Source organism: Chryseobacterium sp. SIMBA_038 (genome assembly GCF_046535115.1).
Classification (GTDB): Bacteria; Bacteroidota; Bacteroidia; order Flavobacteriales; family Weeksellaceae; genus Chryseobacterium.
Map to the genome: position 1 here is coordinate 172,275 of NZ_JAWRXH010000005.1, position 15,668 is coordinate 187,942.

The 15,668-nt window shown below is 32.6% G+C and carries 11 protein-coding genes; 7 read left to right on the top strand and 4 right to left on the bottom strand.

Annotated features, from left to right (window positions below):
• Window positions 1-255 precede the first annotated feature (255 nt).
• Both SB689_RS15815 and SB689_RS15820 read right to left on the bottom strand, forming a co-directional pair.
• Window positions 256-1,686, bottom strand: coding sequence for a SusD/RagB family nutrient-binding outer membrane lipoprotein (locus SB689_RS15815; RefSeq protein WP_410693051.1), 1,431 nt, complete (start codon window positions 1,684-1,686; stop codon window positions 256-258).
• A 3-nt stretch (window positions 1,687-1,689) separates the two neighbouring features.
• Window positions 1,690-4,701, bottom strand: a complete 3,012-nt coding sequence (locus SB689_RS15820; protein ID WP_410693052.1) for a SusC/RagA family TonB-linked outer membrane protein — start codon at window positions 4,699-4,701, stop codon at window positions 1,690-1,692.
• Window positions 4,702-4,857: 156 nt separating this feature from the next.
• Here SB689_RS15820 and SB689_RS15825 point away from each other — a divergent pair, with 156 nt between their 5' ends.
• Window positions 4,858-5,442 carry a ribonuclease HII gene (locus SB689_RS15825; RefSeq protein ID WP_410693053.1) on the top strand — a complete coding sequence of 195 codons (585 nt, stop codon included), beginning with the start codon at window positions 4,858-4,860 and terminating at the stop codon, window positions 5,440-5,442.
• Between the two features lie 116 nt (window positions 5,443-5,558).
• Here SB689_RS15825 and yidC read toward each other — a convergent pair whose 3' ends face one another.
• The gene (gene yidC / locus SB689_RS15830; RefSeq protein WP_410693054.1) at window positions 5,559-7,355 is read right to left on the bottom strand and encodes a membrane protein insertase YidC; all 1,797 of its coding nucleotides are present in this window, start codon (window positions 7,353-7,355) and stop codon (window positions 5,559-5,561) included.
• A 234-nt stretch (window positions 7,356-7,589) separates the two neighbouring features.
• Window positions 7,590-9,197, bottom strand: coding sequence for a CTP synthase (locus SB689_RS15835; RefSeq protein WP_410693055.1), 1,608 nt, complete (start codon window positions 9,195-9,197; stop codon window positions 7,590-7,592).
• 152 nt (window positions 9,198-9,349) lie between these two features.
• Between SB689_RS15835 and SB689_RS15840 the strand changes: the two genes are divergently transcribed.
• The 6 genes from SB689_RS15840 (at window position 9,350) to SB689_RS15865 (ending at window position 15,596) form a co-directional block, all read left to right on the top strand.
• On the top strand, window positions 9,350-9,952 hold the full coding sequence (locus tag SB689_RS15840) for a CDP-alcohol phosphatidyltransferase family protein (RefSeq protein ID WP_410693056.1): 603 nt from the start codon (window positions 9,350-9,352) through the stop codon (window positions 9,950-9,952).
• Complete coding sequence (locus SB689_RS15845; RefSeq protein ID WP_410693057.1) at window positions 9,942-10,745, top strand: phosphatidate cytidylyltransferase; 804 nt, start codon at window positions 9,942-9,944, stop codon at window positions 10,743-10,745. Before SB689_RS15840 ends, SB689_RS15845 begins: the two co-directional genes overlap by 11 nt.
• 3 nt (window positions 10,746-10,748) lie before the next feature.
• Window positions 10,749-11,786, top strand: a complete 1,038-nt coding sequence (locus tag SB689_RS15850; RefSeq protein ID WP_410693058.1) for a patatin-like phospholipase family protein — start codon at window positions 10,749-10,751, stop codon at window positions 11,784-11,786.
• A gap of 77 nt (window positions 11,787-11,863) precedes the next feature.
• Window positions 11,864-12,622, top strand: coding sequence for an SDR family NAD(P)-dependent oxidoreductase (locus SB689_RS15855; protein ID WP_410693059.1), 759 nt, complete (start codon window positions 11,864-11,866; stop codon window positions 12,620-12,622).
• Window positions 12,529-13,899, top strand: coding sequence for a phosphatase PAP2 family protein (locus SB689_RS15860; RefSeq protein ID WP_410693061.1), 1,371 nt, complete (start codon window positions 12,529-12,531; stop codon window positions 13,897-13,899). Before SB689_RS15855 ends, SB689_RS15860 begins: the two co-directional genes overlap by 94 nt.
• Window positions 13,900-13,901: 2 nt before the next feature.
• Window positions 13,902-15,596: a bifunctional alpha/beta hydrolase/class I SAM-dependent methyltransferase gene (locus SB689_RS15865; RefSeq protein WP_410693062.1), complete on the top strand. Its 1,695-nt coding sequence runs from the start codon at window positions 13,902-13,904 to the stop codon at window positions 15,594-15,596.
• The last annotated feature ends 72 nt before the right edge of the window (window positions 15,597-15,668 follow it).

Consider the following 15,668-nt stretch of genomic DNA (forward strand, 5'->3'; position numbering starts at 1 on the left):
GATTAAGGCAATTATAGTCCCATCTTCTACATTCTTTCAATATAGGATTCCAACTTAGGCAACATAAAGGAGCTTGCCCACCCTGAATTTTTCTAAGATCTTTTTTAGAAAGTGCTTTTAGATTTTTCATAAATATTTTGTTGTTATTGGTTAACCAAATATAACAAAAACATCATACAAATACAACATTCAATTGGTATACATGCAAAAAACCGCCCGAAGGCGGTTTTAATATGAATGTTAAAATATATTTTCTTAATTAACGTCCCAGAATACTTTTGTGGTTAATCTATCCCCACCAATTGAAGCACTACCTGCTGCGTAGTTTGTTCCATTTGTTGTAGCTTCTGAAGAAGGATAAGTAAGTCTTACCGGCACTTTACCTTCTGCATTATTAATTGCAGTTGGCGGCGCCATTAATTGAGGATAATCTAATCTTCTATAAAAGTTCCAAGCTGCTTTTGGTTGGTTAAACATTGCAACCCATGCCTGCTCTCCTATTGATTTTTTCCAATTTGCAGCATTATAAGGATGTGCAGCAAGATATGCAGCAGCATCACTTGAAAGCCCCCAGTCTGTAAAAGATGATGTAACCGCTTGATTATATAAAGCAGCAGGACTACCTCCTATTCCCCATCTTGCAGCAGCTTCAGTTAAATAAAATAATACCTCTGTATAATTCATTACAGTACCGGGTGTTGTAGGCTCGTAAGCAAACTCACCTAAAGGAGAAAATTCTGCAAATTCAGCTGGTGCGCCTATTGTTTGACCGATATAATCTCCACCTACATCTCCATAATATTTAGTAATACGACTATCATTCGTAGTATTCATAAAATCTACTAATGTTTTACCTGCAACAAAATCATCTCTACTGCTTATATCCTGATAAATTGGATTTTCATTAGGAGAAGCCTCAAGATATTTAAACTCGCAATTATCTGCCGAAGAAGCCATTACTCCTCCTGTTATTGCATCATTAACTGTACTTTGAGCAAGACTAGGATTAATATCTGCCAAAGCTATCCCTAGTTTTAACAATAATGAATTCCCAAATTTTTCCCATCTTCCATTATTACCATCAAAATATATATCTCCACCTCTTAAAACTGTTCCTGTCGGTTTCAAATTTACTAAGTCAGCTTTTAATCTTGTAATCAATGAAGCATAAATATCAGATGCTTTATCATACTTTGGTAATGGATATTTATCAATATCTAAAGATTGAGTATAAGGTATATCCCCAAAAGTGTCTACTAATACCTGATAAGTAAATACCTTCATAATATCTATTACAGCAAGCTTGTTTGCCTTTTCAACTGGCCAAGTTGCTAACTCAGATGGCGTAGGAGCATAAGCCTCAGTAATTAGTCTTGCCTGCTCAAGATTCTTTAATACGTTTACGTAATTATCCTGCCAAACAGAATTAGAAACATTTCTATTTGCAAAATCATAATTACTTTCATTTACATAAATTGTTTCTTGAGTATACTGCATCGTTAATCTGAAATTATTCTCATTTACATTAAGAGTAGTAAGATAATCACTAAGCTCTTTTTGAGAATAAGTTACCAATGATTCTGCAGTCGTATTATATGTAGCATGCGGATCCAGATTTACATCATCACTTGTAGAACAACCTATAAGCGAGAGTACAAAAACTGATGTTATTATATATTTTTTCATTATTTAAAAATTAACTTTTACATTAAACGAAATGTTTCTTGTTGTTGGCATAACCCCAGATTGATATCCCTGTAAATTACCTGATGACAAACCTGCTTCTGGATCAGCATATGGTAAATTCTTGTGAATTATCCATAAGTTGTTACCTATTAAACTTACAGACAAACCTTGAATATATTTAGAGTTTAATACTTCTTTGCTAAATCTATAAGTAATAGAAGCCTCTCTCAGCTTAACAAAGCTTGCATCATAAACATACGCTGAACCTGGATAATCTGTTCCTAGAACCTGGCTTGATTGAGATCTATCTAATCTTATCGTATTTGGAACATATGTCCCACCTTGAAGCATTACTCCTGGCAATACTTGACCTCCACCATTTGCTACTGTATTTCTAATAGGATTTCCTAAGTCATTAAATCCAACAGAATCGGCATAAATACCTGTTCCATATCCATAAAATTGGTCTAATGAATAAACTTTACCACCTTCTTTCCAATCTATTAAAAAGCTTAGTGATAGATTTTTATAATTAATAGTGTTACTTAGCCCAGCAATCCATTTTGCCTGGAAACTTCCTTGATTAGAAGTTGCCTGTGGTGTAGATAAATACATACCATTTGCTCCTACGATTTTATTCCCATTGGCATCATATACATAATCTGTAGTCCATATAGATCCATAATCACCATTTAGAGGAGCATTAATACTAACCCCTCCTTGCAAAGGAGTAGCACCACTCATTGTTATGTTTTCTATACCAGGAGCAAGGGCTGTAACTTTTGTCCAAGGATTTGACCAGTTAAGATTAACATCCCAAGAAAAATTATCTGATTTAAATGGTGTACCATTAAGAGAAACTTCAAATCCTTTTGTTGTAAGTTCTCCTGTATTTTGAATTTTAGCAACCGATCCTGATGATAAAGATATAGGTAATGCTAAAATTTGATTATATGCTTTATTTTGGAACCAAGCAATATCAAATCCAAAACGATTCTTAAACATTTTCGCCTCAATACCAAATTCCATATTTTTAAGATTTTGAGACTTCAAGTCAGAATTTCTTAAAGTTGTATTATAGGCATAAATAGGAGTATCACCATAAGAAGGTTGTACAAAATATCTGTTTAATAACTGATCTGCATTTGTATCTGATCCAACTTCTGCATATGCAGCACGTATCTTACCAAAATTCAACCAATTAGCTTTTATTAAATTAGAAAATACAACACTTGCAGATAATGATGGATACCAATAAACAGCATCCGTTTCAGGAAGTGCAGTTGATTGATCTCTTCTGTATGTACCTTCTAAAAAGTATGTATTTTTATATCCAAATGAAACTTGAGCAAATGCACCATAGATATATTTTGATAAATCTGAGATCAACGGCCTAACTGGTGATGATTTAGAATTTGCGATTGTATAAAGACCTGGAATGTATAAACCTCCTGATGTTGACTGCTGGTTAGAATATGCCTTTTGAACATTTATGTTCCCTCCAAGTAATGCATTTACATTAAAATCTTCAGTTATATTTTTCTTATATGTAGCAATTAAATCATAATTAGTTTCTGAAAATTTATACGTACTTGTAGCATAACCAGATGGTTGGTTTGTATTACCATTTAGTCCAAAAGTATTACCTGTATAAGAACCAACGGCTTTTCTTTCTTCAGTAATCATAGTATATCCATCTGTTCCTGCACGAAATAATAGATTAAAGTTCTTTGAAACATCATAATTTAAACTGAAGTTACCTGCAAATCTATCTCTTGAATCATTTTGATAATTCTCATATCGTTGAAAATATGGATTATCCCAAAATGCAGGAGTTAGGTTTGTCGGGCTTACCATATTCCAGGTATAATTTTGCTGAGAAATTCCGTATAGCTGTTGAAGTTCTTTTATATCAGTATTATTTGCCCACCATTGTCTGAAATTAGTCATAATATTATCATTATAACCCGTAGTGTTTCTTCCTGTCGTTTTTTGAGTAACATAATTCGCATAAAGATTGGCAGTTAATTTATCTGTCAATTTATATGAAGCGTTACCACTAAAGTTATTTTTTATTAGCTCACTATTTGGCATGATATCAGTAGCTTTGGTATTAGAATAACCAAAACGATAAGTTGATTTATCATTTCCACCACTGAAAGAGATATTATTCACATAATTAGTACCAGTATCAAAAAAAGTAATAGGACCATTTTTTGCAGCTTGCCAAGGTGTTTTTTGCCCAAAAGTAGCTGAACCTGGAATAAATGCACCATATTGCCATACCATTGAACCATCATAGGCTGAACCGTAAGAAGCATCATTCCCAAATGCAACTCTCGGGCTTCCTAGATATGGGGTTGCACTAAAGCTGGTTCCATAATAACCCTGTCCATATTGAGTTTGATATTCAGGAAAAGTAGCCTTATCTATTGTAGACATAGTAAGAGATGTAGAAAATTCTATTCCTAATTCATCTTTATTTTTTTTGCCTCTTTTCGTAGTAATAATAATTGCCCCATTTTGCGCTCTTGATCCGTACAAGGCTGTAGCAGCAGCTCCTTTAAGAACATTTATGGTTTCAATGTCATTTGGGTTAATATCAGATACAGAACTTCCATAATCACTCCCCCCTCTACCAGTAGTCTGATTAACTGTATTGATATTTTTATTCATTACAGGTACTCCATCAACTACAAAAAGAGCCTGGTTATCACCTAATAAAGATTTATAACCTCTTGTAACAACATTTACAGAACCTCCAAAGTTTGAACTTTGTTTGATCTCTAAACCAGCCACTTTACCCGATAAATTGTTAAGAAAATTGGTAGTTGGATTTTTGTTAACCGCATCTCCTTTTACCTCCTGAGTCGCATAACCGAGAGATCTTTTCTCTCTTTTAATACCAAGTGCAGTTACTACTACACCCTCAATGTCCTGTGTTTTAACAGTATCACTCTTCTTTTGCTGAGCGTTAACAACAGCTAAAGACGAAGATAGCACTAAGACAAGCACACCTGCTGTTAGTTTCTTCATATCAAATTATTTTTTTGTACCGTACAAATTTGTAAAACTTTCTTAAGAATACAAAGCAAAACCTTAAAAAATTGTTATTTTTATCATAGTTCTTAGAAATTTCGTATTTTTACAACATTAAAAATGTTAATTTTTGTGGAATTACTAAAAAAATGGACAAATCTTTACATCGAAGCAGGGTGTGATGAAGTCGGTAGAGGGTGTTTATGTGGTCCGGTGGTGGCAGCGGCTGTCATTTTGGATGATAATTTTAAGCAAAATTTAGTTAATGACTCTAAAAAGTTAAATTTTAAAACCAGAATGGAGCTTGATGACTACATTAAAGATAATGTTAAAAGTTATGCAATTGCAGAGCTTCCTCCTGAATTTATAGATCAGCATAATATATTGAATGCCAGCATTCACGCAATGCACAAAGCTCTGGATAAACTTACAATAAGACCTGAACTTATTTTAGTAGACGGAAATAAATTCCATCCTTACAATTACATACCACACCAATGTATTATTAAAGGAGATTCAAAGGTATTATCGATTGCGGCGGCGTCTATTTTAGCCAAAAATTATAGAGATAGATTGATGATTGAGCTTCATGAAGAGCATCCTGAATACGGATGGAATACCAACTTCGGATATGCTACAAAAAAGCATCAGGAAGCCCTGATAAAGCATGGTCCTACAAAATATCACAGACAATCTTTCAGGCTTAAATATGATTAGAAATTTTGAGTGAATGAATTATGGATTTTCAAACCAATCATAATTTAATTTAAATTACATCTAAATAAACAAAAAGGAGTAGATAAATCTACTCCTTTTCTATGTTTTAACAAATATTATTTCTTTTTCTTTTGTTGCTCAACTGTAGTTTGTTGTTGCTGAGCTTTTTCCATCATCTCTCGCATTCTCTTCTGGAATTTACCCTCAGATTTCGGTTTTTCTTTATTAGCCTGAATCTGTGCGTGAATTTTCTTTTCATCAAGAATCACATATTTTATGACCAAGATAATTAAGATGTTGATCGCATTCGATACAAAATAATACCAAGAAAGACCAGACGCTGATGTATTCAAAAAGAATAAGAATGTAACCGGGAAAATATACATTAACACTTTCATGTTCGGCATACCTTCTTGTTGTGGTTGCTGCATATTTCCTGAAGTCATTACTGTATAGATTAAAATCACAATCGTACAAGCCAATGCAAATACACTTAAATGATCTCCTAAGAAAGGAATTTTAAATGGTAATTTAATCAAATCATCATAAGCGGTTAAGTCTTTTGCAAACCAGAATCCTTGCCCTCTCAAATCAATAAAGTTCGGGAAGAAACGGAATAATGCATAGAAAATCGGGATTTGTACCAATGCCGGCAAACATCCCGCCATCTGATTCACTCCGGCCTTTCGATAGATTTCCATCGTTGCCTGTTGCTTTTTCATTGGATCTGCATCCTTGAATTTTGCGTTAGCTTCATCAATTTCAGGACGAATAACTTTCATCATCGCACTCAATTTATGCTGCTTGTACATAATTGGCGACAAGATTAACTTCACAATAATTGTCAATATAAAAATCACCCAACCTGCTGCAATTCCCCAAGATGCGATCAAATTATACATCGGCATAAAGAATCCACGGTTTAGCCATCCTATAAACGACCATCCTAATGGTAAAATTTCGTCAAAGTTTTTATCGTAAGTTTTTAATAATGGTAAATCTAGAGGTAAGAAGTACCAAGTAAAATCTTGGTTCAATTCACTTCCCGTCATTTGAACAAAACCTTCATAGTTCAGTTTTTTCAAATATTCACCTTCTTCAACTGTTTCCTGATTTCCTTTACTGTGTGTAAATCCGTTTTTAGCTTCAATTACAGAAGAGAAAAACTGTTGTTTTACACCAATCCAGTTAAGAGTCTCTTTTTCCTCCTCCATTGTTGTTCTTCCATCATAATCATAGTCTTTATAATTATTGAAAGCATAAGAGAATTCTGAGTGAGACTGCTCCTGAGCTCTACCTTTTTCAAGATTTCTTACACTGTAATCCCAGATAAAATCTGCTTTTGTATCAGAAGTAACTTTAGCAAGACCTTGAGATCTTACTTTGAAATCAACTGTATATTTATCTAATAAAGTATAAATGAATTGGATAACAGCTCCATTATAGTTAGCCGTCAACGTAACAGCATTTCCGCTCACTGTTGGAGAGAAAACTAAATCTTTAGTATTGATTACTTTCCCTGTTTTATCTTTAAACTGAAAACCGTAGTTTGAGTTGTTTTTAGTAATAAGATAAAGAGGAAGATCAGCTCTGTCACTTTTGTGATCGTAAGCTTTATATTTTAAAAGTTCTACTTTAGAAACTTGTCCTCCTAAACTTGAAAATTCCAATTTCAATTCATTGTTTGCCAAATTTGCAGTCTGAATTGCATTAGGAGTTACATTTGGATTGATATTGCTTGCCTGAGTTTGTTTTACAGCATTTTTAACTTGTTCAGTCTTTTGTTGCTGAGCTTTTACCTCTTCCTCTTTCGATTGTTTGTTTTGGAAATAAAACATAAAACCGAAGAGTACCAAACATAAAACCGCAAAACTAATCATTTGACTTTTATCGAGTCCGTTGTTCTGTTGCATTTTATTTTAATTAAATTTTTTACCTATTTAAATATGTAGCCATGCTACATTTCGAGTCGACAAAAATACTGTTTTTTTATCAAAACTCTATCTTATAATATATTACTATATAATAAACTCAGGCTGAGAATAATCAGTCTGAGTTTATTTATGACGTTTGTTATCTAATAATTACTTTATCTAAACCTTCAAGGTTTTAAAAACCTTGAAGGTTTCAGTATTACTAAAATCCTTTTATTTTTTCTCACAAGCCTTAATAAAAGCTTTGAATAAAGGATGCGGTGTTGCAACCGTACTCTTGTATTCCGGGTGATACTGTACCCCAACATAGAACGGGTGATCCGGCATTTCTAATGCTTCCACCAATCCTGTTTCCGGGTTTGTACCTGTAGCTAAGAAACCATTCTTTTCGAATTCCTGAAGATAATCACTGTTGAATTCATAACGGTGGCGGTGTCTTTCAGAAATATTTTTAGCTCCGTAGATATCATATAACTTAGAAGCATTTTTCAATGAACATTTCCAAGCACCAAGACGCATTGTTCCACCTTTATCTACAACATTTTTCTGCTCTTCCATAATTGAAATTACAGGATCAGGTGTAGAAGTATCAAATTCCATTGAGTTCGCTTTCGCATGACCAAGAACATTTCTAGCAAATTCAATCGTCATGATCTGCATTCCTAAACAAATTCCCAACATCGGAACTTTATTTTCTCTTGCATACTGAGCTGTAAGAACTTTACCTTCAATTCCTCTGTCACCAAAACCTGGGGCAACAAGGATTCCATCAACACCATTTAAAGTTTCTTTGATATTTTCAGCAGTAATATCTCCACTGTAAACCCATCTTACTTTCACTTCAGTTTCAAGACTTGCACCTGCATGTTTGAAAGCTTCAGCAATAGAAATATAAGAATCCTGTAGAGAAATATATTTACCTACTAAGGCAATTTCCACCGTTCTTTTAGGGTTTTTGAATTTTTTAAGGAAAGTTTTCCAGTCTTTTAGATCAGCTTCTTTATCATTTTTCAGATCCAATTCTTTTAAAACTACATCATCAAAATTTTGTTTCTGAAGGTACATTGGAACTTCATAGATCGTTTCCAAATCTTTACATTCAATCACATTATCTAAAGAAACATTACAGAACTGAGCCAGTTTCGCTCTCTGATCTTTTGGAATATTGTGTTCTGTTCTACACACTAAAACATCTGCCATAATTCCGCTTTCCATCAATTGACGAACAGAATGCTGAGATGGCTTAGTTTTTAATTCTCCACTTGAAGCCAGATAAGGCAATAAAGTCAAGTGAATCACCATAGAATTTTTCTCTCCCAATTCCCACTTCAACTGACGAACAGTTTCAATGTATGGTAAAGATTCAATATCTCCAACAGTACCACCGATCTCAGTAATGATGATATCGTAATTTTGTTTAGATAAAATTTTAATTCTACGCTTAATTTCGTTTGTGATATGAGGAATTACCTGAACTGTTTTTCCAAGGAAATCTCCTTTTCTTTCTTTATCAATTACAGTTTGGTAGATTTTTCCTGTCGTAACGTTGTTATTTTGAGAAGTTGGAGCATCCAAATAACGCTCATAGTGACCTAAATCCAGATCCGTCTCCGCACCATCTTCGGTTACATAGCATTCTCCATGCTCATAAGGGTTTAATGTTCCTGGGTCGATATTGATATAAGGATCTAGTTTTTGGATCGTTACATTAAAGCCGCGTGATTTTAGTAGAAGTCCCAGAGAAGCAGAAACGATTCCCTTTCCCAAAGATGAAGTTACACCTCCTGTCACAAAGATGTACTTTGTATTCTTTTTACTCATTAGATTAGGTTTGTGCAAAGTTAGGGGAAAAAGAAACACAAAGCAATTTTTTACCTTTATGAAATTGTAAAACATGCTTCTATCATTTATAAATCCTGATGAAAAAATTTATCTATATTTGATCTCAACAAACACAAAAAGCCATAACCATAATGATTTCGGTATATAAACTCAAACCAAAATTCCAGCAGCTGCTCACTCCTATTTTATTATTTTTAAATAAAAAGAAAATTACAGCCAATCAAATTACGATCAGTTCCATTTTGTTATCTGTCATTATTGGAGTATTATTTTGGAATGCCGATGTTTCAAAATGGTTTTTCCTTAGCTTGCCGATTGGATTATTGATAAGAATGGCTTTGAATGCGCTGGACGGGATGATGGCAAGAAAATTCAATCAAACGAGTAAGTTAGGTGAAGTTTTGAATGAGGTTGGCGATATTGTTTCTGATGTGATTATCTTTTTTCCTTTATTAAAATTTCAACCGGAGAGTTTATATTTAATTATAATCTTCATTATTTTAAGCATCATCAATGAATTTGCAGGATTGATTGGAAAAGTTGTAGGAAAAGAACGTCGTTATGATGGACCAATGGGAAAAAGTGACCGAGCTTTGATTCTAGGTTTATATGGTTTAATCATATTTTTTGGAGTCAATATTTCAAATTATTCTCAATATATATTTGGACTGATTATTTTATTACTTCTCATCAGCACTTATACCCGACTAAAAAAATCACTCCATGAAGCCTGAAGAAAATAAATTTGCAGACGTTCCTTTACGGGTAAAAACATGGATTTACATTATCCTAGTTTTTGCGCTCGGAATTTCTCATCCTTTAGCAATGAAGATCTTTGTTTCATGGATCAGTTTTCAATGTTTTTTTGAATTTTTGAGAATGTTTAAAGTGAATATAAACAAAATTATTTCTTCAATTTTCGTTGGTGTTTCACAGTTCTTTTTATTGTTTTTTTTGAATATTGAGAATTATTTTCTTTACAGTTTGGCTCTATCAATCATTATATTATTATCTTTTCTACTATTAAAATCATCCGGAAAACAATTGTCAGGAATAGTAATAGGTTTAATAGTTTGTCTTTTTGCTTTTCCACATTTAGCTTTTATCAGAGAAAATATTTCAGGAATTTATGCTATTATTTTTATCGTGGTAGTCACTGAATTAAATGATGTTTTTCAATATTTAATGGGAAAATTCTTTGGAAAACATAAAATTGTTCCGAAAATCAGTCCTAATAAAACTTTGGAAGGGTTTCTCGGCGGTGTATTTTTGACGATTATATTAAGTAATATTTTAGGTTTCTTTTTATTGAATTCTAATATTCTCACTAATACCATTCTAGGTTTTATTTTGGGAATTTCAGGATTCTTTGGAGATGTTTTTATGTCTTTTTTAAAAAGAAAAAACAATATAAAAGATACAGGAAATTTACTTCCCGGACATGGCGGTTTATTAGACAGAATGGACAGCCTGATTTTTAATGCTCCAATTTTTTTCTGGATACTTCCATTTCTTTTAAAGATGTAAAAAATGAACGAAAAATTTAAAAGAGCTTTGATTTTTTCAGGAGGCGGAACAAGATTAATGATCTACCTCGGAATGTTTGCAGCCTTGGAAGAACTAAAAATGAAACCCGATGTTCTCATCGCTTCATGTGGTGGAGCTTTTGCCGCAACCGTCATCAATGCTTTCCCTGATAATTTATCGCGAAAAAAGTATTTACAATCAGAAGAATATTTTCAGTTTGTATCTCAAACAGCATTAACAAAATATAAAAAGCTCTCTGAAATTGGACTTTTCTCTTTAAAAAAACTATTTAATAAAAGGAACGCACCTTATATTGAAGATGTTTTTAATCGATATCTGGTTGAGATGAATCAGGATTTGTCAGAAGATTTTCCTTCGTTGAAAAACACCTCCTTTTCAAAAGAAATTCCGACTTTAATTATTGGTTCAAAACTCAATTTTAATCCATCAGAAGTCGGACAAAAACGAAATAACCGAAAACTATATCAAAAAATAATTTTCACAGATCCTGAAACATCAAAGAAAATAATTCCGGAACAAATCATCATTAATTCTGAAAATTTAAAACACAGTGCCATCGAAGAAATCCCCAACATAAGAACAGATGTTTCTTTATTAACAAGCACTAGAATTTCTGTTTCCGATATGTTCTATGTTGCTCCCGCTTCACTTCAGGGGAAATATTTTGCAGGTGGAGCGATTGATCTCATCCCAATTGAATTGGCAAAGCATCTTGCTGATGAAGTTATTATTGAAAAAAAACAGTCTTACACTCCTGTTGAAGAAGCTTTTGTTCGTGCCGTTTTAGGATACAATGGAAATAAAAGGTTAGAAGAAATCGAAAAACAGTCACCAGATTTTCAAATTGACACGAATAATATTAAGCAAAAATTGAAAGGACATTACATCAGAAAAAGTATCAATTGGAAAAAATTTGAGATTGAACTTTCTTTACCAAAAAGTTATCAACAATTTGTAAAAGATATGGAGATGCAGTGGCAATACGGTTTTGACCAGACGATCAAGAGTATTAAAAAATAAAGTCAGTTAAGATTTTTACATCTTTCATCATTAAATTAAACTTATTTTTACCTAAAATTGAAAATCACAACACGCTCATGAACGTTTTTATCGCAGGCGGAACTTCTGGAATCGGCTATTCTCTTGCTCAGCATTATCTTTCAAAAGGATATCGCGTGGGAATTTGCGGAAGAGATTTAACCAAAATTACTGAAAACAGTTCAGAAAATTTAAAAATATTTCAAGCGGATGTTTGTGATATAAGTTCAATTTTTTCAGCGGTAAATGATTTTCTACAAAATGAAAATCTTGACATTTTCATCAATTGTGCCGGAAGTTACGCAGAAGATGTTGCAGGAAATATTTCTTACGAAGAAGCCGAAGAAATGCTGCAAACCAATATTTTAGGAACTGTAAATTGTTTCGAAGTAGCCAAAAAAACTATGAAAGGTCAAAACAAAGGAAGCATTGCCGTTATCGCGTCCGTTTCCGGGATTATGGACTATGAAAATTCAAGTTTGTATACCAAAACTAAACGTTCAGTGATTCAAATTGCTGATGCTTATCGCCGAGCTTTAAAACCATTTGGTATCTCTGTAACGACGATTGCTCCTGGGTATGTTGACACATTGAAATTGAGAGAACTTAATGATAATGATCTAAGTAAAAAGCCGTTTCTAACTAATCTTGAAACTGCTACAACAACTATTTCAGACGCTATTGAAAAACGAAAAAAATTAATCATTTTCCCTGCAAAAATGAAATGGATGATGAAGTCATTATCCATCCTTCCCTCTTCATTATTAAATATTATCATGTTCAGAAAAGCCAAATGGATGAAAAACGACCAAAATTAAAGCAGAAAATCTATGCAATGTTGCTGTGTTCCGTTGTATTCATGATCGTTTACAATTATTCGGCGTGGTATGTTTCAAAGCTTGAAAAAGTTTCGTCTTTTGTTTTTGATTTTGAGAAATACATTCTGTTTCTCCCTTGGACGATTATTCCTTATATGACCAGCGGACTATTTTTCTGTGCTGTTTTTTTCTTTTGTAATACGAAAGAACAACTGAAAGTTCTGACTCAAAGATTTCTGTTTGTAACTGTTGTTGCTGGAATTTATTTTTTATTATTTCCATTAAAATTTTCTTTGCAAAGACCGGAAGTCAATAATTTTATTTTCGGATATTCATTTCAGTTTTTAACAACTTTTGATTCGCCTTTCAATCAGGCTCCGTCTTTACATATTGTGTACGCCTTTATTTTTTGGAGCGTTTTTAGAAATTTAAAAAAATGGAGAATATTTTTAATGATTTGGCTCGTTGCGATAGGAATTTCTACTTTAACAACTTACCAACATCATTTGATTGACATTCTCACAGGAACTATTTTGGCACATATTAGCTTCATCATACTTCCTTATCAGAAAAACAACTTTTTATATAGGAATTTTCAAGTGGCTAATTTTTATTTTTTGATTGGATGGGTCTTTGTTTTAGTCTCTTTATTATTATATAAATTTTCAAATGAATGTTGGTTAATCTTGTTGTGGCCAGCTCTCGTTATGATCATAGTTGGCTACCAATACAAAAAAAATAATATTCACTTTTTAAAAGACACTAACGGAAATATTCCTTTTTACAAAAAACTGTTTTACTTTCCTTATTCATTAATTTATTGGATATTCTGGAAGTTTTTAAGAAAGAATAAAAAGCCATTAGAAATTTTGCCTAATGTTTATATTTCATCAAAACCTGATAAAGAAGATTTAAAATATTTTGAAATTAATAAAAATACTTTCGTCTACGATCTCTCAGCAGAAATAGAAGAAAATTATGAAATAAAAGAAAAATCAACTTATTTCTCCGTTCCTTTTTTAGATATTGGAACGCTTGATATTGATCAAACAAAAAGATTAGTTACAAAAATCACAGAAAATTATCATCAGTTACCGAAAGACGGGAAAATATTGATTCATTGTACGATGGGCTACACCAGAAGTTCTGCCATCGGAATTTTAGTAATGAAAAATATTCTATCTTTACCTCTAGACCAAGCAATAACCAATATGAAAGTCCTAAATAAGAATGCAATCATCCATTCTTACATCTACGATTTTCTGAAAAAATTTTAAATATGAACAGCGGAAATTTTAAAAGTTTTGATGAAAGCGAAATCTTTTATCGTGAATGGAATTATCAACCTCAACAAAAAAGCATCATCATCATTCATCGTGGTCACGAACATTCTGAAAGACTGAACGATATCGCACAATCGCAACAATTTTCAAACTATAATATTTTTGCATTTGACCTTCGCGGACATGGACATACAAAAACGCCAACCTCTTCCATTTTCATGGATTATGTTCGTGATTTAGATTCTTTTTCAAAATTTTTACAGTCAAAATATGAAGTGAAAATCTCTGATATTTTCATACTTGCCAACAGTATTGGTGGCGTTGTTGCTTCAGCTTGGGCTCATGATTTCGCATCTAATATTGCAGGAATGGCTCTTTTGGCACCCGCTTTTAGAATCAATCTTATCGTTCCTTTGGCAAATGAAATGATCACTTTAGGGACAAAACTAAAGAAAGGTTTGATTATTAAAAGTTATGTAAAATCAACCATGTTGACGCATGATCCTGAACAACAAAAAGCCTATGATACAGATCCGTTGATCACACGATCTATTGATGCAGAACTGCTGATCGATCTCGCAAAAGCAGGAAAACGTTTGGTTGAGGATGCAGTAGCAATTGATACACCTACCCTTATTTTATCCGCCGAAAAAGATCATGTTGTTTTTAATAAAGATCAGAAAATTTTTCATGATCAATTAGATACAGATTTAAAAAAATATGAAGTCCTTCCCAACTTTTTCCATGGAATTTTATTTGATACAGGAAAAGAGCTTGTTTATGATAAAATTAAAGATTTTGCTGAAAAATGTTTTAATCAAACTCAGAAAAAAGCATCACTTTCACCTGACAAATTTTCTGTAAAAGAATATCAGGATCTTCAAAATAATGTAGGTAATAACCTGAATTTTAAATTTCAAAAATGGTCTCTTAATACTATAGGAAAGATCAGTAAAGGAATGGAGATTGGTTTGAAACATGGCTTTGATTCCGGAGCTTCTTTGGATTATGTCTATCACAATCAGCCTCAAGGGAAATTAGGTTTTGGGAAAATGATGGATAAAAATTATCTTGAAGCTATCGGCTGGACGGGAATTAGAATCAGAAAGCAACATTTAATCAAGCTTTTAGAACAAAAAATTCAAAGTCTGAAAAAAGAAGGGAGAAAAGTAAAAATTCTTGATATTGCAGGCGGAACTGGCAACTATTTATTTGATATTAAAGAAAAATATCCTGAAATTGAAATTGTCGTCAATGAATTTGTAAAAGCAAATATTGAGATCGGAGAAAAAGTAATTCAGGAAAAGAAATATCAAAATATCAGATTTACTAATTTTGATTGTTTTGATCCTGAAACGTATAAAAAATTAGATTTTGAACCAAATATCACCATCGTTTCGGGAATTTTAGAGCTTTTTGGAGATAATGAAATGGCAAGTAAAGCGATTCAGGGAATTAATTCTATTTCAGAACAAAATTCATTCATCGTTTATACCGGACAGCCTTGGCATCCGCAGTTGAAAATGATCGCTTATGTTCTGAATAATCATCAAAATAAAGACTGGATCATGAGAAGACGTTCGCAAAAAGAACTTGACAGAATGATGACTTTCAACAATATTCAGAAAGAAAATATGCTGATTGATGATTTTGGAATTTTTACGGTGTCTTCTGGGAAGGTTAATTTTTAACTTAAAAATAAGACTTTAAAAACATAATTTAGATTCCTCCGGAATGACAAATAAATGATAAAATTTTAAACT